The organism is Gilliamella sp. N-G2, assembly GCF_002142215.1.
In the GTDB taxonomy this organism is placed as follows: Bacteria; Pseudomonadota; Gammaproteobacteria; order Enterobacterales; family Orbaceae; genus Gilliamella.
On record NZ_NAST01000009.1, the window covers coordinates 42,477 to 61,918 of the forward strand.

The window sequence follows — 19,442 nt, forward strand, 5'->3', positions numbered from 1 at the left end:
TTTAATTATCGAGTTTCTGGTAAAAATCCACAAACTAAAATAACTACTACGGCCACAGGAATGATGACGCGAGTCAAGATTGACCATACACCAAACCAGAAATTGCCTAAGTTCAATTCTTTACGAATGATTTTTTGGTTCATCATCCAAGCACCGAAGATTACAGTTCCTAAGCCAGTCACAGGTAACATAATCTTACTCGTTAGATAGTCGAGTAAATCGAAAATATTTTTACCAAATAACGTGACATCTGACCATTCATTAAAGGATAAAATACAAGCAATACCTAATGCCCAAATTAATACACTACTAACCACTGTCGCAGTTTTACGCCCCATAGGCGTTTTCTCTTCTAAAAGCTCTACAGTTGGTTCAAGTAATGAAATTGATGAAGTTAAGGCAGCAAAAGTTAGGAAGATAAAGAATAAACAACCTAAAATTGAGCCAGCAGCCATATTACCAAAGGCAATTGGTAAAGTAACAAAGATAAGGCCAGGTCCAGAACCAGCTTCTAAACCATTAGCAAAAACTAACGGGAAGATCGCCATACCAGATAACATGGCCACAATAACGTCTAAAATAACCACGGTGCGAGCAGTAGATAGTAAATTCACATCTTTACCAAGATATGAACCATAAGCCATCATAATCCCCATACCTAATGATAAACTGAAGAACGCATGACCTAAAGCGGCTAAAATTGCGGTACCGTTTAATGCTGACCAATTAGGGGTGAATAAAAAGTCAAACGCTACACCAAATGATGGGCCACTAACAATTGCAGCGTAAGCGACTAACACTAATAATAAAATACCTAAGCCTGGCATCATAACCTTACAAGCGCGCTCTAAACCAGCACCAACGCCCATAGCCACAATGATGGTATTGGCTGCCATAAACACGGTATGCCAAGTTAAAAGGCTACCGACATTACTAAGGAAACCACTAAAAATTTGTCCTGTAGCTGCGCCATCAACACCATCAAAGCTACCATTGATAGCTAAAAAGATATAATCAGTCGCCCAGCCACCAATTACACTATAAAAAGAAAGAATTAAAAACGAGCCAAGTACACCAATAATACCAACCCAGCGCCATAATTTTGAGCGACCTTCTGATACCGCAACATCTTCCATGGTATGAATTGGGTTTTTTTGTCCGCGACGGCCGATTAACCATTCTAAAACTAAAATTGGCAAGCCAATGACAAACATAAATAGTAAATAGGTTAGTACAAATGCTGAACCACCCATTTCACCTGCCATATATGGAAATTTCCATATATTACCTAATCCCACAGCAGAACCGGCAGCCGCAAGCATAAATCCCATGCGAGAGCTCCACTGTGAATGACTTTTCTTCATAGTACCTGTACTCATGAATCTATTTTCCCTAGAGTTTTTGATTAAATATTTAACTTTAGTATCAGCAAAAGCCTAACTATTTTTTTATTAGATAAATAAAGCGCTAAATCATGCCATGAAATAAGTCTATAAACAAGAAGACATTACCATTTAAAGCTATTACTATTAAAAGATTTGATTTCTTAAAGCAATATTATAAATTGGTTCAATTTTATATTTGAACTGAATTGTGATTAAAAATTTAAGAAGCCACTATATGATATAGCATGGAATGTAACTAGTAAAAAAGTTGAAAAATGACATTTTTGACGATTAAATTTAGACTATTGCAACCCCTTTTTTACGGATAAAAATAAAATGTTTTAAAAAAATCATATTGTTGAAAATATTTTTAAAAAAAGTGTTCAAAAGAATAAATGCACTTTGCCTTTTGGCAAACAAAATTTATAGTATATCGGGTCTTAGTTTTCTGTCGTGTAGGTTGTTTAGAAATGAACATCTTCCGGCTAGGACAAAAATCTTAATAATTATTTACTAATTCGAGTTTGCTATAATCACCTAATATATATATAATTTTCCCTGCAAGGATTGCATATTTTTAGATAAAAATTATAAATTAAAGGATTAAGAACATGTTGAGATACCCTTATTTAGGTGCTATTTCTAATTTAATTGTTATTACAACATTGACCAATAAAGAAAATATATCGAGTTACGTCCCTTCAATACAGCAATTATTCATTAATAAGCCAATAAAGCGAAATTCAACGTTTAATCAAACACTACTTAAATATTCATCCTCAGTTTGCCAAACAATAGTGAAATCTTTGAAAAAGATTTGTTTATCTTCTATGGCTTTTTCAACTATATTTAGCCCTGTATACGCGTTAAGTTCATTTACCACAGAAAGTATAAAAGGTAATGCACCATATTTAACGCTAGATGATGGTGTTAGTAAAATAACTAGTACAGAAGAGCTACTGGCAATTAAATTACCTAATGGTACTGTGATAACCCCGCAAAATGATGTATCAAGTATAACCAATCCGATCGAGTTACCTGATAAAAAAAATACTTATGGCAGTGTACAAACGATTGTTCCATTACCTATATCAGGCAATAATCAGTTTCCTGTAATAAATATGACTGATTTACTTGCTGCACCGTATAATTATTTCGCAGATGATGATGGTGATGGATTTGATACTAATGACCTAATCACCGCAACCGCGACAGGTGAAATTAAGATAAAATGGGAAGCCCGTAATCCTGCCGTAGCAGATATTAATGCTAAAAACGCATTTATAGATATTACATCGAAGGTGAAAAGTCATCCTGATACCATTCCAGATTTATGTGATGGGGTACATAAAATAACTATTAGCGCTAGTGATAGTGAGTTAACTACACCTTATGGTGATCCCAATACAAATCATTTTCAAGAAGGCTCACATAGTTATTATTTAACGCCAAAATTAGATCCAAAAGTTTGTTATGCCCAACCAAATTTGTTTTTTGATGGGGGAAGTCTAGGCGGTATTGATTATCAGGTAGATGGAATTTTATGGGATGTCGCACAAGTCGAGGATGGCAGTGATTATGGGGATTATCGAGGGTATCCAAGTAAAGGTATTAAGGTATTGCGAGCAACCAATAGTGGTAATTATCAAGGTGAAACTTCAATAACTAAAAATAACTTTCCAACTACCGGGTCACATGGATTGTATTTTTATTTACTATTTGGCGGTATAACACCTGAAGCGGTATTAGCTGCCAATGGCAGTACTGTACAATCTATAGAGGGGGGCAATGTTAGTTTATCATTAAGTGTAAGTAAAACCACTGAATGGGAGCATAGTGGTCATGGACCGGAACCATATGGATTGGCTGAACCTGCTATAAAAATAACCTTAATCGGCCCACGTTTCAATTCTACGGATAAGAGTTTTAGACCAATGACTTTCAGATTATATGCTGATAGTAATAAAAGTACGCTAATTTATGAATTTAAATTAATGCGTTGGTTTATTGCTAATCCTGAGATTATTTTTAGTAATGAAAATGAAAATTCTTCTCGCCCTATTAGTTCTAACGATGAGGCGTTAAATTATCAAGCTAAGGCAAGGGATTATTGTAAAAGTTTAGGTAGTGGTTATCGATTGCCAGATGTGAATGATTTTTCCAATACCAATCCTGGCGATGGTTGGATTGGCGGTTATGTTAATAGATATGGTAAGTATGCTCGTCGACAATTAAGTTATCAGGAGAATGGAAAATGGATTGGTGGAATTGCGAATGAATGGGGGTGTATGGCTGAAGATGATTTGTATGATCCTGGTCATAATATGCTTTGCCAAACTTATACAGGAACAGACTGGCAATCGTATCAGTATTGGACAAATAATGTAACTTCACAATCTGAGCAATCTAAAAATAACGGAAAACCATTTATATATGTAAATGAAGGATATATCGACACAATTGATATGATTCTCGGAGATGGTATTTTTGCTGCTTGTGTTACACCTTAAGTGTTAATTACGATTATAAATAAAAAGTAGGTTAATTTTGATTAACCTACCTAAGTTTAGTTTATTGAATTGCTTTAGCGACTATTTGCTGTGCTTCTTGTTGAAGAGTTAATAGATGCTCATTACCGATAAAACTTTCTGCATAAATCTTATAAGCATCTTCTGTACCAGAAGGACGAGCAGCAAACCACCCGTTTTGAGTGATCACTTTTAAACCACCAATTGGCGCATTATTCGCTGGTGCTGTGGTTAAGCATTGAGTAATTTCCTCACCAGCTAGTTTATCTGTGGTTAATTGGCTGGCATCGAGTTTGGCTAATTTTTGTTTTTCAGTAAATGATGCAGGTGCTTGAATTCGACCATAATAAGAAACACCAAATTTAGCTTCAAGTTCTTGGTATTGCTCCTGTGGATTTTTGCCTGTTTTAGCCGTCATTTCCGCCGCTAATAAGCATAAAATGATGCCATCTTTATCCGTTGCCCAAACTTTGCCATTAGTTCTTAAGAATGAACCACCTGCACTTTCTTCACCGGCAAAACCGAGTTTACCATGATAAAGTCCATCAGCATACCATTTAAAGCCAACTGGATATTCAAGGTATTTTTTGTTTAAGCTACTAGCAACACGATCGATCATTGAGCTAGTGACCAGCGTTTTACCAATAGCGATATTTTGATGCCACTGTGGACGATTTTGAAATAAATAGTTTACGCAAGTTGAAAGGTAAGCATTCGGATTCATTAACCCTTTTGGTGTAACAATGCCGTGACGGTCAGCATCAGTATCGTTACCAAAAGCTAAATCAAATTTATCTTTGAGGTTTAATAAACCGGCCATTGCCCAGCGACTTGAACAATCCATACGGATCACTTCATCATGATCAAGGTGCATAAAGCTAAATGTTGGGTCAATTTTATTGTTGACGATTTCAAGGTTTATGCCGTATTTTTCAGCAATGCGGGGCCAATAAGTAATACATGCACCGCCAAGTGGATCAACACCAATTTTTAGCGATGATGTTTTAATTAATGACAGATCTAAAATATTTTCAAGATCGTTAACATAATCAGTTTCATATTCTTTAGTATGAACGTAGTCTGATTTTATTGCTTTCTCTAAGCTAACACGTTTAACACCACTAAGGTTATTTTTTAATAATTCATTAGCACGGTTTTCGATTTGTTTAGTTATATCAGTATCAGCTGGACCACCATTAGTCGGATTATATTTGATACCGCCATCTTCAGGTGGATTATGTGATGGAGTAATAACTATGCCATCAGCTAATTGAGATTGTTTATCCTGATTATAAGTCAATATTGCATGAGAGATCACTGGTGTGGGAGTATAGCCCCAATTTTGCGCTATAACTACAGTTTGTTCATTCGCCACAAAGACTTCAAGCACTGATTTTAAAGCAAGTTCAGATAAAGCATGGGTATCTTGACCAATAAAACATGGTCCAGTGATATTGTTTGCTTTGCGATATTCGGCTACCGCTTGGGCAATTGCTAATATGTGTGCTTCATTGAAGGTTGCTTTATTTGAGCTACCACGATGACCTGATGTACCAAAAATAACTAATTGGCTAACATTATCAACATTTGGTTGAATTTGATAATAGTTATTTTGTAATGTTTGGATATTAATTAGGTCAGATGGTTGAGCTAATAATCCCGCACGGCTTGACTTAGCCATTTTTTACTCCTCTCTCATAACTTTATTTTTATATTCATTTTTATAATCAATATGTTAGTGAATTATTATATAGTTTACGGTAAAAAAGCATGGATAACTTGATTAATCATGCTTTCTGAGATACCCATGTCACTCATAATTGATTCAATAATATATAGTTTCCGCGCTGTATTCGTATTACTAATTACCCAATATGGAGTACCAATAATTTCTCGGGGTTTGGTATTTTTACCTGATGTTTCTAATAAAAGTTTGTCTTTAGCCAAATATTGGCGTTTACTACCGTGTAACGATGTCGTAGCAATTGAAAATAGTGCAGGGTTATAGTTATATAAAGCACCAAGTAGTAATAAAAAACGACTAATAATCGATTTTTCATTTGTGAAAGTGTCGCTAGTAAGGAGATCATTAAAAATTGGGTAATGATTTTCTTTGGCTAATATAGGATCAATTTTAGTGATTTCAGGTTGGTTAAAGTTTAATAAACGTCGCAAAATACTTGATGCATCTTCACCAATATGTTTAGTTTGACCCGCAATAAATTGATAAAGTTCTTCGTCGATTTCGATAGTTTTCATTCTGTTACTTTGCCTATTAAATTATTGTACTGGACAACCATCAACTGGAATGGCGTCAAAATTTAAGCTTTTAGTTGGCCTGTCTTGTAAACAATCTGGTTTAGATTGATGTGTGACGGTTTCGTTTTTTATCGTCGTTTGCTGATTTTCATCATGACAAGCCGTTATCATAACTGATAATAGTAAAGGAAAAAATAACCGTTTCATGTACTTATTGTATGGTAGATTAACAATTGAGCTGAGTATAACTCAAGTTAGCCAAAAATTATATTATCAAATGATAAAATAATGAAAATGATATTGTTGTTTTTCCAAAAGAATATTATGCTAAACATGGTATAAAAATATACTCAAATTATATGAGGAATAAATTATGAAAAAAATCGTCACATTAACTATTCTAGCTGCAATTTTATCTGGATGTAGTAATAGTGATATCTATTCTGGCGATGTATATACAGCAGACCAAGCTAAACAAGTTCAACAAGTAAGTTATGGTACAGTTGTGTCGGTAAGAGCAGTTAAGATTCAAGCAAATTCTGATGGTAAGAATGGTGGCAATGTATCTGGTCCTTTAGGAGGTGCCGTAATCGGTGGAGTTTTGGGTAATACGATTGGTGGTGGTACAGGCCGGATTTTAGCAGCAGCAACCGGTGCTATAGGCGGAGCAATATTAGGTGATTCTATTGAAAACAAATCTAGTCAGGCCGACGCGGTTGAGTTAGAAATTAAGCAAGAGAATGGTTCTAATATAGTCATAATACAAAAAGGTGATGCTAAGCAGTTTTATGCTGGTCAAAATGTTAAATTAATTACTAATGGTCAACGTATCAATGTAGCACCAAGATATAGTGGTAAATAATATCTGATCTATTTCAAATCTATCATTCAAATCTTGTTAGTTTTATCTGAATTTGCTTTCACTTATACTTGTTATCAGTGAAAGCTTCTTTTTATTTTACTTATCTTCTTTGCTATTTTATCCTCATCAGCTAATTGATTATTTTGTCGACATAAAAATTTGCCTGTCTAATCACAAATCGCTAAACTCAAACTAAATGTTTTAATAGAAATAAGGAACTATATAGTAATGCGTATATTACATACAATGATCCGAGTCGGGGATTTAAAACGATCAATTGATTTCTATACTCGAGTTATGGGAATGACACTGCTTAGAACCAGTGAAAACCCGGAATATCAATATTCACTGGCTTTTGTCGGTTATGGTGATGAGTCAACCAATTCAGTAATTGAATTAACTTATAATTGGGGAACTGAAAAATATGATCACGGTACTGCTTTTGGTCATATTGCTATTGGTGTTGATGATGTTGCTAAAATGTGTGAGGATGTTCGTCAAGCTGGTGGTCGAGTTACCCGTGAAGCAGGTCCAGTTAAAGGTGGTAAAACGATTATTGCTTTTATTGAAGATCCCGATGGTTATAAAATAGAGTTAATTCAAAATAGCCAAGCGACTAAAGCATTAGGTAATTAATTCAGTTAGTTAAATTTTACTATCGCCGAGTGATCGGCGATATTCGTTATTAAAATTTAGTTAATATTTGGCAGCCAATAGATCGGCTAATAGTTGGTGATGGGCTATGGCTTGTTTGCTTTGTTCAAGACTAGCACTAGTCATAATGGCATTTAATGCAATTAATGATTCATCAAAATCATCATTGATGATCACATAATCATATTCGTTGAAATGTGAAATTTCAGATTGAGCTTTATGCATTCTTTTGCTGATCACCTGAGCATCATCTTGACCACGTTTGATGAGTCGATTTTCAAGTTCTTTGAGTGATGGCGGTAAGATAAAAATACTTTTTGATTCAGGCATTTGTTGTCTAACTTGTTCGGCACCTTGCCAGTCAATATCTAAAAAAACATTAATACCTTGCAATAGAGATTGCTCAATTTCGGCTTTAGATGTTCCATAATAGTGATCGAATACATGCGCATATTCCACGAAAGCATTCTGCTTAATTAATGATTCAAACTCTTGATTATCAACAAAATAGTAATGTTCACCTTGTTGTTCACCAGGCCTTGGTTTTCTTGTCGTATGAGAAATTGAAACTTTTGCTGGATGGTGGTTTTTTTGTGCTAAATAGGCACGAATAAGACTTGATTTACCAGCACCACTTGGCGCTGAGATAATGAATAAAGTACCCGTATACATAAATAATATTACCGTTTTTTAATAAGATAATGAGTGATTTTTATTGTCACAAAGAGTCGATAGGCGCTATTATAGCAAAATTTGCTTACTGTATGTGGCTTATTGTTATATATAGATTTTATTTTGAGCAATCAATTAGATAACGAATAATGCAGTAGTGAAATTGAATCAACATTATTACAATTATTAGATAGCAATTTATTTCATTAAGGAAAGGAAAATGTCATTAACATTTAAAGATGGTGTACAAGCGTGTATTCCAACTTTATTGGGTTATATTGGAATAGGAATTGCCGCTGGTGTTGTGGGTAAAGCGTCTAACTTATCGGTTTTAGAAGTGACACTCATGGCAATTATTATTTATGCGGGCGCATCACAATTTATCATCACCGGTTTAATGATGGTAGCAACGCCAATATCTGCGATTATTTTCACGGTGTTTTTAGTTAATTCGCGGCATTTTTTGATGAGTATGGCGACTGCGCCGGCATTTCGTCGTTTCTCATTATTGAATAATATTGGTATTGGTAGTTTATTAACTGATGAAAGTTTTGCGGTAGCCATGAATGCTATTGCTAATAAACAACCCGTAAATCCAGCATGGATGCATGGCCTAAATATAACCGCTTATGCTGCTTGGATTCTATCATGTTTAGTTGGGGCATTGATTGGTGAATGGTTGCCTAATCCAGCACAATTTGGATTAGATTATGCTTTAGTGGCGATGTTTATTGGTTTACTTTATTTACAGCTAACAGCTGATAAATCTAAAACACTTTTAAATCGTGTTATTGTAATTTTGACAGTCAGTGTAATTTTGATTCTTTTATTACGTTTTGTCTCATCCGAGATGGCGATATTACTTAGTACTTTTGCCGGTTGCTTTATGGGGATTATTGTGGAGCGTAAAGCATGAGTATTTATAGTATATTAATCATTTTGGGTAGTGGTTTGGTGACTTGGTTACCTCGGGTTATCCCTTTCTTATTAGTCAGAAAATTGCAATTGCCTGAAGTGGTAATTCGTTTTTTATCCTATGTACCTATTTGTATTTTAACCGCACTGTTTGTCGAGAATCTTTTTATAGTTAAACAAGGTGAATTTCCTAGTTTTAATTTTGAATATTGCTTAGCTGCGCTGCCAACTATTGGTGTTGCTGTTTTGACTCGTAACTTGATGTGGGTGGTTATTGCTGGAATGAGTAGTATGGCATTAATTCGCTATTTTATTATCTAAATAGATTGTCTATTCAAACAAAAACAGGGCAATTGCCCTGTTTTACTATTTAATATTTTTTAAGTTCTTTCTTTTTGTTCTAATTTTATAATGCTTTTATTCAACTTTTCCGCTTCGGCTGTTTGGCCTAATTGATTTAAATAGTTGGCCATTGCTTTTTGGTTAGCTAGGTTATTAACAATAACTTTTGGTTGTTGTTTCCACCATTTTATCAAAGCAAGTGGATCACTGTTGGTTGATAACTGCTTGATACGGCCAATATACGCTGCTTGTCTAAACTGATCGAGCTGAGAGTCTGGATAAGCTTTAGTTTTATACATAATTGGTAATAAATCAATAACGGATTGATAATCTTCCGTTTCATAATAGAGTTGATCGGCTAATCTCAATATTTCAACATTACGCGGTTTTTCGTTTATTAGTTTTTCAATTGTGATTTTAGCTGCACTATATTCATGATTTTTGAGTTGTAAACGAATTTGTACTAGTTGAAAAGCAAATAACTCTTTTGGTTGGCAAAATTTTGCCGCTTCGGCTAAAGATTGATTAGCAGCTATTAATTGGTCTGCATCAATTTGTGCTTGAGCTGCAAGTAAATAAGATAAAGTAGAGCTTTTTGCACCTTTGGCACTTTTCATAAATAGTTTTGCAGCTTGTTGATAATCACCTTGTAAAAGGTAAAATTGCGCTTGTTCAACCCGTTTAATCGATTTCTTCGGTGATTTTAATCTTAACCATTCACCAAAAGCAGTTTTTGAATTAAAGATTTTTTTGCATATTTCATAAACTAGATACAGGGCAAGTAATCCTAACAATTGTAATATGACAAATGAGTTAAAAGACATACTTATTCTATATTTAGCAATCTCAAATACCGCTGAACCTTGATTGCCTTCAAGAATAGGGCCAAGAAAAAAACCACCGACTAATACTAAGAAAATAATGAGTATTTTTAACATTATTATTCTCCTACTTACCTAATGCTGATTTGACTCGAGTTTGCATTAATTTTTCAAGTTCAATAACGCTATCGAGTTTATCGGGGATGTTTTGATTACTAATCGATTGTTTTTGTAAATTATCAAGATCATTTAAGAATAATTTAACCGCTGATGCATTACCATCGAAATAAGCATTAATCCAAGTCGAAGCATCATGTAAAGCACGTTGATATATGAGTTCTTGATGTCTTGGTACTGCCTGCGCCGCAATTAATAACCGGAAACGAATATTTTCACGAAGATACAGAGTCTGTTCTGAACTTAAAGGTGTTTTTAAAATCTGGCATCTGACAATTTGCTTTTCATCACTACCTGCTTTATCGAGACAAGTGGCAAAATGATTATCTTTTGCGTCTAATTTTTCAATTTTGATAAATTTGTCCATAAATTTTTCCGCATTAGCGAGTAAATTGTCTGACCAATCATCTATTGATGAGCTAACTTGATCTTCAGCTAAGTTAGATGATGGTTTATTATTTGTTGAAACCCCATTTGCGGTTTTAATTTCATTTTGGTTAACTGCCTGTGCAGCTTCTTTATAATTACCGACTAAAGGTAAGTCTGTTAATGATTCAGATAAACCTAATAGTTTAATAATAATCCCATCTTCATCAATAAAACTGATTTGTGATAAGGCATTAATATCTTTGCTAATGGCTTGTCTTGCTGCTAATAGACTTGGATCATTGGTTTTGGCCAAACTTTCATCAGCACTTTTCAATAATAAACGGGCACTGGTATAATCTTGGTCATTCCAAATTTTTCTACCCGCAAGGTGGACTAAATAGTTAGCCTGTGAGATTAACCAAACATTATTATCAAGGGTGGATAGGGCTGATAAACGTTCATTAATCGTATTCAAATTTTGTTCGTTTAACTTTGTTGCATCATTAATTTGTATGGTTAATTGTTGTTGAATCTTTTGGTTTTCATTTAATTGGCGATCAACACGCTGTGATAAAGATGTAAACTGTTGGTTTTGTTGATTGACTGCATCATTAATATTAGTTTGCAAATCATTAAGTATGCTAGCTTTAGTATTTTGCTTTAAGTTTGCAACCTCTGTTTGTAAGGTGGAAATCTTTCGTTTTTGATTTTCAATTTGTTTATATCCTTGGAAATAAACAAATCCACTTAAGCAAACTGTTAATGCTATGGCAAGTATTGATAGTTTTGATACAGGTGCATGGGATTTACTACTATTAACCGATGAATTGGTTGGTTGTTCGATTTTTGGACTAGAAGTTTTTTTGATTGGTTCTTTTTTATCTACGTTCATCGTCTTTTTCGCTTCTTTGTTTGCATTAGGTATTGGCGGTTGACTAAATGAAGTGGTGCTGATGTTGGATAGTGTTGCATTGGCACCATAATATTTTGTTGACATAAATTAACCCCATTTAGATTTTTTAAATATTTTTGGCATTATGACATAGAGTTATCATTGTTTTAAATAAAAATTGATTATTTGCACTAACAATTTTTAAAACTTTTTGCCAATTTAACTGTTTAGCTTTCGCAAAAATTCTATCACTGGTTACGATTAGTTGTGCATCATTTTTATGTTTATTTTGGCAGTAAATATCTAGCTGTAATAGGTGATCAACACTCGTAATTAATATGATTTGTTGGGTAATATTTTCGGCTAATATGTTTGGTTTATAAGTAATAGTTTGACGAGTATAGCATGCTATTGTCTTCACATTAACTGTTTGCAACTTTAACTGCTGAGATAATTGTTGACCGCCATTATCCCCACAAAGAATCAACGCATTATGACCACTTATGGGTTGTTGATTTAATAATGATAATAATCCAGCACTATTTTCTTCATTTGGGTAATCAACATGAACGCTATTTTGTTGGCTAAATAATTCGGCAGATTTTTTGCCAATGGCAAAATAGTGAAGGTGATTAGGTAACCTGAGATTAGGCAGATGTTGTTCAATCATATAAGTGACTTGTGGTGAAACAATAATAACCATATCACCTCGATTGAGGTTATCCAACTGTTGCTGTAAATACCTCAGATCTTGACCAGCTAAGATATTAAAAAAAGGTAGATGTTTTGCTGATATATTGGCTTGATTTAATAATAGGGTTAAATTATCCCCTTCTGGGGAAGGGCGAGTAATATAAATCATTAGTTAATTAGTTCCGCTAATATTTTATCAGCGCCTTTAGCTAATAATTTTGCTGCCAATTTTTCGCCTAAACTCTCAGCTTCTATGGCTGCGCCTGTTACTCTAACTTTAATAATTGTTGAACCATCTAGACTGCCAACTAAACCAGTTAAGGTTAATAAATTGTTAGTTAAAAGACTTTGACAGGCAATAGGCACTTGGCAACCCCCTTGTAATGCCTGATTCATTGCTCTTTCAGCTTGAATACAAATTCGGCTATTTTTATCATCAAGTGGCGCAAGTAATTGCAAAATTGTTTCATCATTAATTCGAGTTTCGATGCCAACGGCACCTTGGCCTACCGCAGGTAAAATTAAGTCAGTATCAATGTATTGTTTGATTCGTTCTTGTAATTCTAGTCGTTTTAAACCAACAGCAGCTAGAATAATGCCATCATATTCTTGGTTATCCAATTTGGCTAAACGGGTACCAACATTACCACGTAAATCTTTGATTATTAAATGTGGATATTTAGCCCGTAATTGACATTGACGTCTTAAACTTGAGGTGCCAATGATAGCTCCATCAGGTAAATCATCTAAACATTGATATTGATTTGATATAAATGCATCCCGAACATCATCACGTTGACAGATTGTGGCAAGCGTTAATCCTGTAGGAAATTGAGCTGGAATGTCCTTGATAGAATGAACGGCAATATCAGCTTCATTATCTATTATGGCTTGTTCTAATTGTTTGACAAATAATCCTTTACCGCCGATTTTCGATAGCGGACTGTCCAATAGTACATCACCTTTAGTTACCATTGGGATTAGTTCAACGGTTAAATCTTGGTGGATTGTCATTAATTGTTGTTTAACAAAGTTAGCTTGCCAAAGGGCTAAGGGACTTTTTCTTGTTGCGATGCGGATTTTCAATGATGCTCCCTATCTTCCGAACTTTAAATAATTTTGTTGTTATATTTCATTCAACATAAATTGGTTCGCCTAAAACCCATTATATTTGAGCTTTAGGCTGTAACACTTATTATGTCATTTATAGTTCATCAACAAAATTGATGGCAAAACCAATGTAATTTGCTGGGGTTAACTGTTTTAAACGAGTTTTTTCATGTTCAGGTAATGCTAACGAATCGATAAATTGCTGCATTCCTTGTGCATCGACACGTTTACCTCGCGTTAATTCTTTTAATTTTTCGTATGGTTTTTCGATACCATAACGACGCATCACGGTTTGAATTGGTTCTGCTAATACTTCCCAATTGCGGTTAAGTTCATCAAGTAGATACTCTTGATTGACTTCAAGTTTATTTAGACCTTTAAGTGTAGATTGATAAGCAATAATCGCATAACCAATACCTACACCAAGATTACGTAATACAGTTGAGTCGGTTAAATCTCGTTGCCAACGAGAAATAGGTAATTTACTACCAAGATGACTCATGATTGCATTAGCAAGCCCCAAATTGCCTTCTGAATTTTCGAAATCAATTGGGTTTACTTTATGTGGCATAGTTGAAGAACCAATTTCACCAGCAACGGTTTTTTGTTTAAAATGATGTAGAGCGATATACCCCCAAACATCACGATCAAAGTCGATCATAATGGTATTAAAACGAGCAATACAATCAAAATATTCCGCAATATAATCATGTGGCTCAATCTGGGTAGTATATGGGTTCCATTGTAATCCTAATGAAGTTACAAATTCTTCACTAAATTTATGCCAATTGATTTGTGGGTAAGCAACCATATGCGCATTATAATTACCTGTAGCGCCATTAATTTTACCTAGGATTTCAATTGACTCTAATTGTTTTAACTGTCTTTTTAATCGATAAGCAACATTGGCAAACTCTTTACCGATGGTGGAAGGTGTAGCTGGTTGTCCATGTGTTCTTGATAATAATGGTAAATCACGATAAGTCTTAGCTTGCGTAGTGATGGTTGCAATTAATTTGTTCCAGTAAGGGATAAGAACAGTGTCTCTGGCTGTTTTTAACATTAATGCATAAGATAGATTGTTAATATCTTCTGATGTGCAGGCAAAGTGGATAAATTCATTAATAGCTTGCAGTTCTTCGTTAGTGTTAACTTTTTCTTTTAAGAAATACTCAACAGCTTTAACATCGTGATTTGTTGTTTTTTCGATTGTTTTTATGCGTATTGCATCTTGTTCATTAAAGTTGTCAACAATTTCATTAAGGTGCTTGTTAGCTTGCTCACTTAGTGTTGGTACCTCAAGAATATCTGCTTGATTAGCGAGTTTTTGTAGCCATCGAACTTCAACTTGCACACGATATTTTAACAAACCATATTCACTAAAAATGGTGCGTAATTCTGTTGTTTTGTCACCATAACGACCATCAATTGGTGATAGGGCGGTAAGAGCAGATAATTCCATCGGTTTTACTCCGTTGCTATTTTTTTAAATTTAATAACTTTGTTGATTAATATCTTTTAATAATTCTTGTGCTGCATTACATATTCGTTTACGACTTAGCAAAATTTGCCAACGGCTACCACCAACTTGATACCATAAAATGGCAGAACGAACACAACCTAGTAGTGAAGCTCTAACTTTGGCTTGCACCAATGAATTTTGTAAATACTCCGCTTTACCTACTACTTTGATTTTGGTTGATAGGGGACTGATGATATCCGAATAGATCCCTGCTAATGAATAAGAGAGATCATCAACATGATTACTGATTGTCTCTTGATTCATATCTGAATAAAGTCCAGATATCCGTTGCAAACGTTGATCTATTTTACCTAATGCATCGTTATTTTTTAAAAGTTTGTTGGTGACACTTAATGCACCAAACAAATAACGGATGATTTCAACTTGTTGCTTTTGATTGGATGATAGTAGTGAGATAAGTGTTTCAAGACCAGTTTTAATATTGATAATACCATCATAAACATCATCAGTGGTTTTTGGCGATGTATTGAATATACTTTTAATTGCTATTTGATAAAGCGTATTGTTACAAACCCCTGTATTAGCAAGTTGGGGAATAAGTGACGCACATTGTGTTACGCCGGCAAGGGCTATTGCAATATGATGATATTTACTATTCACTTTAATGCTCCTTACTGCTTACAATTCGTTCCTCTATAATACCGCCACCAAGGCAGACTTCATCTTGATAGAATACCGCTGATTGTCCAGGTGTTACTGCTGCAACAGGTTGTTCAAACATTACTTGAATTTTATCTTGTTCTAATGGTGTAACACTACAAACAATATCTTGTTGACGGTAACGCGTTTTTACTGTGCATTGAAAAGGTTTGGTCACAACTTTACGATCAACCCAGTGTAGTTGTTGAGCAATTAATCCATCCGAAAACAAAGCTGGATGATCATGACCTTGGGCAACAATTAATTCATTATTTTTTATGTCTTTGTCAACAACATACCAAGGTGTATCATCTGCTTGTTTTAAACCACCTATGCCAAGTCCTTTGCGTTGTCCTAATGTGTGATACATAAGCCCTTGGTGTTGGCCGATAACTTCACCATCTACAGTCCGAATCACACCTGATTGTGCTGGTAAATAACGAGCTAAAAAGTCACTAAATTTTCGTTCACCAATAAAACAGATCCCGGTTGAGTCTTTTTTAGCTGCGGTTGCTAGGCCTAGTTTTTCGGCGATTTTTCGTACTTGTGGTTTTTCTAGTTCACCAACAGGAAATAAGCTTTGTTTAATTTGATCTTCACTTAGCGTATATAAAAAATAACTTTGGTCTTTATTGTTATCTATACCGCGCAGTAATTCGACTTTACTTCCATTTTCTCGCTTGCGAACATAATGGCCAGTTGCGATATAATCAGCGCCAAGATCTTCGGCTGCATATTCAAGAAAAGCTTTAAATTTGATCTCTTTATTGCACAAAATATCAGGATTAGGCGTTCTGCCTGCTTTATATTCGGATAAAAAATGTTCGAATACGTTATCCCAGTATTCGGCAGCAAAATTGATTGTGTGTAATTTGATGTTTAATTTGTCACATACTGCTTGGGCATCAGCTAAATCGATCGTTGCTGAACAATATTCTTCTGTGTCATCTTCTTCCCAATTTTTCATAAATAAACCAACAACATCGTAACCTTGTTGTTGTAATAAATAAGCAGAAACAGAAGAGTCTACGCCGCCAGACATGCCGACAACGACTTTTTTTCGAGTGTTTATATTTGGCATAATAACTAAATCAATGGACAAAAATTTTATGATGATTTTAGCATAATTATGATGAAAAGTGTAAGGCTATGCAAAAGAGGGATAAGGGTTTGACTAACAAATTTTTATTAGTAGTTGTCTGTTTATATCTATTCGCAGAAAAAAATTAATTATAGTTCCAAACTCCATTGATAATATCAATGGAGTTAAATTTTAAAATAGCATTATTATGGTGATCTTAATTAAGATCTTTCAATAAATAGACCACATGGCCGATTATTTGAAAATCGTGTTGTTCTTTTTTGTCAACCACAATAGCTGGATATTTAGGGTTATCTGATATTAAAACTAAGTTAGCACCTTGATTTTGAATACGCTTGATACTTATATGATCATCATACTGTACCGCATAAAGAAAACCATCAATAGGTTTAGCGTTAGCTTTATTGATAATAAGAATATCATGATTGGATATGGTTGGTTCCATACTGTCACCCTTAGCCCAAACAGCGATTAGATTATCAACTTCACAACTGTGATGTTTGATTAAGGTGATATCAAATGGGATTGTTTCCAAAACTGAAAATGAACTATTTGTTTCATTGAGATGATGAAATGGAATATCAATAGAACCTTTACCTTGGCTTTCTGGAAGTAAACGACATTCGCCTTTTCCTGTTGCAAGCCACTCGATTGGTACATCACATTTCTGAGCTATGGTTGCCAATCTATTTAGCGATGGATAGGTTTTACCACATAAATAATCTCGTATTACTGCTTCTGACATTCCTACTTTTTTGGCAAAAGCGTTACCTGAAAGACCTTCTAAAACAATAGTTAATCGATTTTTAAAATTTATTACTCCTGTACTGGTTAATGTTCGTGTTTTTTCTTGTTCTGACTGTTTTTTTACTTTGTTTTCCATTGTTTTTCATTCCATTTCTAGATGTTTTTTTGTTTTTATTATTTTAATTCGTTTTTTTATATGCTATTCTTTGCAGGTAACTTGTTATCGCTTTAGTCGCGTAATACCGATAATCTTTACAATAGCAAAAAATTTAACCAATAGAGGATCTCATAATGAGAGAACAAGATCAAGACTGGACACCATCAAGAGTTGTAGGTGAGATTAAAATCCGAGGCGGAAATTTAAGAGCTCTTTCTCGTTCAAGTGGTTTACAGGCTGATACTTTACGTAATGCACTATATCGACATTGTCCTAAATATGAACGTATTATTTCTGAATATTTACAAGTGCCTGTTGAGCAAATTTGGCCATCTAGATACGAAAAGAAGTGTAAAAAATAAGTTACAATTGTACTACTGAGTAGAAAAAGACGCCTAAAATAGGCGTCTTACGTTTTATTTCTTAGCTTGTTCTGCCGCTTTAACGATTGCTGCAAAAGCATCAGCTTTTAATGAAGCCCCACCAACTAAAGCACCATCAATATCTGGTTGTGTAAATAGTTCAGCTGCATTTTTATCATTAACTGAGCCACCATATTGAATAATTACTTGTTTAGCTACCGCTGCATCTTGTTTTGCAATATGATCACGGATAAATTTGTGAACAGCTTGTGCTTGTGCTGGAGTTGCAGATTTACCTGTACCGATTGCCCAAACTGGTTCATAAGCAATTACCGCGCCATTAAATGCTTGTACACCCAATGCATTAATAACAGCATCAATTTGACGAGCACATACTGCTTGGGTTTGGCCAGCTTCGTTTTCAGCTTCAGTTTCACCAATACAAAGTACTGGTACTAGACCTGCTTCTTTTAATACACCAAATTTTTGGGCAATAAATTCATCAGATTCTTTGTGATAAGTACGACGTTCAGAATGTCCAATAATGACGTGAGTTACGCCGATTTCTTTTAACATAGTCGCTGATACTTCACCAGTATAAGCACCAGAAAGATGAATACCGACATCTTGAGCACCTAAAAGAATGTTTGAGCCACCTAATTGATGTGCTACAAAATCTAAATAAACGCTAGGTGGTGCAATTGCAATGCCACAGTTAGCATCTGTTGATAGCTCATTTCTTAACCCTGTGACCAAGTCTTTTGCCATACCGATACTACCATTGAGTTTCCAGTTACCCATAACGAGAGGTTTTCGCATATTTTTCTCCAACTTAAAATTTAAAAAGGTGTTGATTTCAGAATGAATTAGTTATAATACTACTTATTATACACCAAATAAATTGAGCTTGAGGAAAAATATGTCATTAGAAATATTGAATCAATTAGAAACTAGAATTCAACATACTGTTAACACCATTAATACATTGCAACAAGAAATCACTAGATTAAAACAAGGTAATCAAGAACTTGAGCAATTAATTAATGATAGTTCTGATGAAATGAAAGCGTTACGTGATGAAAATGAAAAACTAAAACAAGATCAACAAATTTGGCAGCAACGGATTCAAACTCTTTTAAGTAAAATTGGTGAAATTACCCAGTAAACGATTCAAACTATTTTAAACGCGACTTATGTCGCGTTTCTTTTATGA

At 34.4% G+C, this 19,442-nt stretch carries 21 protein-coding genes; 7 read left to right on the forward strand and 14 right to left on the reverse strand.

Going from position 1 to position 19,442, the window contains the following annotated elements; translation table 11 throughout:
* Nucleotides 1-5: 5 nt before the first annotated feature.
* Entirely contained in the window at nt 6-1,379 is a 1,374-nt protein-coding gene (locus B6C99_RS05870) for a sodium-dependent transporter (protein ID WP_216819393.1), read from the reverse strand.
* A gap of 617 nt (nt 1,380-1,996) precedes the next feature.
* Between B6C99_RS05870 and B6C99_RS05875 the strand changes: the two genes are divergently transcribed.
* On the forward strand, nt 1,997-3,895 hold the full coding sequence (locus B6C99_RS05875) for a hypothetical protein (protein WP_086358989.1): 1,899 nt from the start codon (nt 1,997-1,999) through the stop codon (nt 3,893-3,895).
* A 61-nt stretch (nt 3,896-3,956) separates the two neighbouring features.
* Here the strand turns inward: B6C99_RS05875 and pgm are convergent, their stop codons facing one another.
* From pgm to B6C99_RS05890, 3 genes are all read right to left on the reverse strand, one after another.
* Nucleotides 3,957-5,594, reverse strand: a complete 1,638-nt coding sequence (pgm, locus tag B6C99_RS05880; RefSeq protein WP_086358990.1) for a phosphoglucomutase (alpha-D-glucose-1,6-bisphosphate-dependent) — start codon at nt 5,592-5,594, stop codon at nt 3,957-3,959.
* 74 nt (nt 5,595-5,668) lie between these two features.
* The gene (locus B6C99_RS05885) at nt 5,669-6,172 is read right to left on the reverse strand and encodes a hypothetical protein (RefSeq protein WP_086358991.1); all 504 of its coding nucleotides are present in this window, start codon (nt 6,170-6,172) and stop codon (nt 5,669-5,671) included.
* Between the two features lie 21 nt (nt 6,173-6,193).
* On the reverse strand, nt 6,194-6,379 hold the full coding sequence (locus B6C99_RS05890) for a hypothetical protein (RefSeq protein ID WP_086358992.1): 186 nt from the start codon (nt 6,377-6,379) through the stop codon (nt 6,194-6,196).
* A gap of 163 nt (nt 6,380-6,542) precedes the next feature.
* On the opposite strand from B6C99_RS05890, the gene B6C99_RS05895 reads away from it, so the two are divergent.
* The gene (locus tag B6C99_RS05895) at nt 6,543-7,034 is read left to right on the forward strand and encodes a glycine zipper 2TM domain-containing protein (protein WP_086358993.1); all 492 of its coding nucleotides are present in this window, start codon (nt 6,543-6,545) and stop codon (nt 7,032-7,034) included.
* 228 nt (nt 7,035-7,262) lie between these two features.
* Nucleotides 7,263-7,670 carry a lactoylglutathione lyase gene (gloA, locus tag B6C99_RS05900; RefSeq protein WP_086358994.1) on the forward strand — a complete coding sequence of 136 codons (408 nt, stop codon included), beginning with the start codon at nt 7,263-7,265 and terminating at the stop codon, nt 7,668-7,670.
* 60 nt (nt 7,671-7,730) lie between these two features.
* On the opposite strand, the gene gmk is transcribed toward gloA, so the two are convergent.
* On the reverse strand, nt 7,731-8,360 hold the full coding sequence (gmk, locus tag B6C99_RS05905; protein ID WP_086358995.1) for a guanylate kinase: 630 nt from the start codon (nt 8,358-8,360) through the stop codon (nt 7,731-7,733).
* Nucleotides 8,361-8,580: 220 nt separating this feature from the next.
* Here gmk and B6C99_RS05910 point away from each other — a divergent pair, with 220 nt between their 5' ends.
* Complete coding sequence (locus tag B6C99_RS05910) at nt 8,581-9,276, forward strand: AzlC family ABC transporter permease (RefSeq protein ID WP_086358996.1); 696 nt, start codon at nt 8,581-8,583, stop codon at nt 9,274-9,276.
* Nucleotides 9,273-9,596 carry an AzlD domain-containing protein gene (locus B6C99_RS05915; RefSeq protein ID WP_086358997.1) on the forward strand — a complete coding sequence of 108 codons (324 nt, stop codon included), beginning with the start codon at nt 9,273-9,275 and terminating at the stop codon, nt 9,594-9,596. Before B6C99_RS05910 ends, B6C99_RS05915 begins: the two co-directional genes overlap by 4 nt.
* Before the next feature lie 59 nt (nt 9,597-9,655).
* On the opposite strand, the gene B6C99_RS05920 is transcribed toward B6C99_RS05915, so the two are convergent.
* The 8 genes from B6C99_RS05920 to B6C99_RS05955 all read right to left on the reverse strand — a co-directional run bounded on the left by B6C99_RS05920 (nt 9,656) and on the right by B6C99_RS05955 (nt 17,846).
* Nucleotides 9,656-10,555, reverse strand: a complete 900-nt coding sequence (locus tag B6C99_RS05920) for a heme biosynthesis HemY N-terminal domain-containing protein (RefSeq protein ID WP_086358998.1) — start codon at nt 10,553-10,555, stop codon at nt 9,656-9,658.
* A gap of 10 nt (nt 10,556-10,565) precedes the next feature.
* Nucleotides 10,566-11,981 (reverse strand): uroporphyrinogen-III C-methyltransferase, encoded by a 1,416-nt coding sequence (locus tag B6C99_RS05925; protein WP_086358999.1) that lies wholly within the window; start codon nt 11,979-11,981, stop codon nt 10,566-10,568.
* A 22-nt stretch (nt 11,982-12,003) separates the two neighbouring features.
* Nucleotides 12,004-12,738: a uroporphyrinogen-III synthase gene (locus tag B6C99_RS05930; protein WP_086359000.1), complete on the reverse strand. Its 735-nt coding sequence runs from the start codon at nt 12,736-12,738 to the stop codon at nt 12,004-12,006.
* On the reverse strand, nt 12,738-13,655 hold the full coding sequence (hemC, locus tag B6C99_RS05935; RefSeq protein ID WP_086359001.1) for a hydroxymethylbilane synthase: 918 nt from the start codon (nt 13,653-13,655) through the stop codon (nt 12,738-12,740). Before hemC ends, B6C99_RS05930 begins: the two co-directional genes overlap by 1 nt.
* Before the next feature lie 118 nt (nt 13,656-13,773).
* Nucleotides 13,774-15,141: an adenylosuccinate lyase gene (gene purB / locus B6C99_RS05940; protein ID WP_086359002.1), complete on the reverse strand. Its 1,368-nt coding sequence runs from the start codon at nt 15,139-15,141 to the stop codon at nt 13,774-13,776.
* A 30-nt stretch (nt 15,142-15,171) separates the two neighbouring features.
* Nucleotides 15,172-15,822, reverse strand: a complete 651-nt coding sequence (gene hflD, locus B6C99_RS05945) for a high frequency lysogenization protein HflD (RefSeq protein WP_158092445.1) — start codon at nt 15,820-15,822, stop codon at nt 15,172-15,174.
* Between the two features lies 1 nt (nt 15,823).
* On the reverse strand, nt 15,824-16,942 hold the full coding sequence (gene mnmA / locus B6C99_RS05950; protein ID WP_086359004.1) for a tRNA 2-thiouridine(34) synthase MnmA: 1,119 nt from the start codon (nt 16,940-16,942) through the stop codon (nt 15,824-15,826).
* A 217-nt stretch (nt 16,943-17,159) separates the two neighbouring features.
* Nucleotides 17,160-17,846, reverse strand: a complete 687-nt coding sequence (locus B6C99_RS05955) for a LexA family transcriptional regulator (protein WP_086359005.1) — start codon at nt 17,844-17,846, stop codon at nt 17,160-17,162.
* Nucleotides 17,847-18,001: 155 nt separating this feature from the next.
* On the opposite strand from B6C99_RS05955, the gene B6C99_RS05960 reads away from it, so the two are divergent.
* The gene (locus B6C99_RS05960) at nt 18,002-18,229 is read left to right on the forward strand and encodes a helix-turn-helix domain-containing protein (protein WP_086359006.1); all 228 of its coding nucleotides are present in this window, start codon (nt 18,002-18,004) and stop codon (nt 18,227-18,229) included.
* Between the two features lie 54 nt (nt 18,230-18,283).
* On the opposite strand, the gene tpiA is transcribed toward B6C99_RS05960, so the two are convergent.
* Nucleotides 18,284-19,048, reverse strand: coding sequence for a triose-phosphate isomerase (gene tpiA / locus B6C99_RS05965; RefSeq protein ID WP_086359007.1), 765 nt, complete (start codon nt 19,046-19,048; stop codon nt 18,284-18,286).
* Between the two features lie 100 nt (nt 19,049-19,148).
* Here tpiA and zapB point away from each other — a divergent pair, with 100 nt between their 5' ends.
* A complete protein-coding gene (gene zapB, locus B6C99_RS05970) occupies nt 19,149-19,394 on the forward strand; it encodes a cell division protein ZapB (RefSeq protein ID WP_086359008.1) in 246 nt (81 codons plus the stop codon).
* The last annotated feature ends 48 nt before the right edge of the window (nt 19,395-19,442 follow it).

What these genes read in the sequence shown, in the direction of transcription:
- B6C99_RS05930 (WP_086359000.1), bottom strand. Translation starts at nt 12,738, where the DNA reads ATGATTTATATTACTCGCCCTTCCCCAGAAGGGGATAATTTAACCCTA.
- B6C99_RS05875 (WP_086358989.1), top strand. Translation starts at nt 1,997, where the DNA reads ATGTTGAGATACCCTTATTTAGGTGCTATTTCTAATTTAATTGTTATT.
- B6C99_RS05925 (WP_086358999.1), bottom strand. Translation starts at nt 11,981, where the DNA reads ATGTCAACAAAATATTATGGTGCCAATGCAACACTATCCAACATCAGC.
- B6C99_RS05890 (WP_086358992.1), bottom strand. Translation starts at nt 6,379, where the DNA reads ATGAAACGGTTATTTTTTCCTTTACTATTATCAGTTATGATAACGGCT.
- B6C99_RS05870 (WP_216819393.1), bottom strand. Translation starts at nt 1,379, where the DNA reads ATGAGTACAGGTACTATGAAGAAAAGTCATTCACAGTGGAGCTCTCGC.
- zapB (WP_086359008.1), top strand. Translation starts at nt 19,149, where the DNA reads ATGTCATTAGAAATATTGAATCAATTAGAAACTAGAATTCAACATACT.
- B6C99_RS05960 (WP_086359006.1), top strand. Translation starts at nt 18,002, where the DNA reads ATGAGAGAACAAGATCAAGACTGGACACCATCAAGAGTTGTAGGTGAG.
- gmk (WP_086358995.1), bottom strand. Translation starts at nt 8,360, where the DNA reads ATGTATACGGGTACTTTATTCATTATCTCAGCGCCAAGTGGTGCTGGT.
- gloA (WP_086358994.1), top strand. Translation starts at nt 7,263, where the DNA reads ATGCGTATATTACATACAATGATCCGAGTCGGGGATTTAAAACGATCA.
- B6C99_RS05915 (WP_086358997.1), top strand. Translation starts at nt 9,273, where the DNA reads ATGAGTATTTATAGTATATTAATCATTTTGGGTAGTGGTTTGGTGACT.
- mnmA (WP_086359004.1), bottom strand. Translation starts at nt 16,942, where the DNA reads ATGCCAAATATAAACACTCGAAAAAAAGTCGTTGTCGGCATGTCTGGC.
- B6C99_RS05885 (WP_086358991.1), bottom strand. Translation starts at nt 6,172, where the DNA reads ATGAAAACTATCGAAATCGACGAAGAACTTTATCAATTTATTGCGGGT.
- tpiA (WP_086359007.1), bottom strand. Translation starts at nt 19,048, where the DNA reads ATGCGAAAACCTCTCGTTATGGGTAACTGGAAACTCAATGGTAGTATC.
- B6C99_RS05920 (WP_086358998.1), bottom strand. Translation starts at nt 10,555, where the DNA reads ATGTTAAAAATACTCATTATTTTCTTAGTATTAGTCGGTGGTTTTTTT.
- B6C99_RS05910 (WP_086358996.1), top strand. Translation starts at nt 8,581, where the DNA reads ATGTCATTAACATTTAAAGATGGTGTACAAGCGTGTATTCCAACTTTA.
- B6C99_RS05955 (WP_086359005.1), bottom strand. Translation starts at nt 17,846, where the DNA reads ATGGAAAACAAAGTAAAAAAACAGTCAGAACAAGAAAAAACACGAACA.
- purB (WP_086359002.1), bottom strand. Translation starts at nt 15,141, where the DNA reads ATGGAATTATCTGCTCTTACCGCCCTATCACCAATTGATGGTCGTTAT.
- pgm (WP_086358990.1), bottom strand. Translation starts at nt 5,594, where the DNA reads ATGGCTAAGTCAAGCCGTGCGGGATTATTAGCTCAACCATCTGACCTA.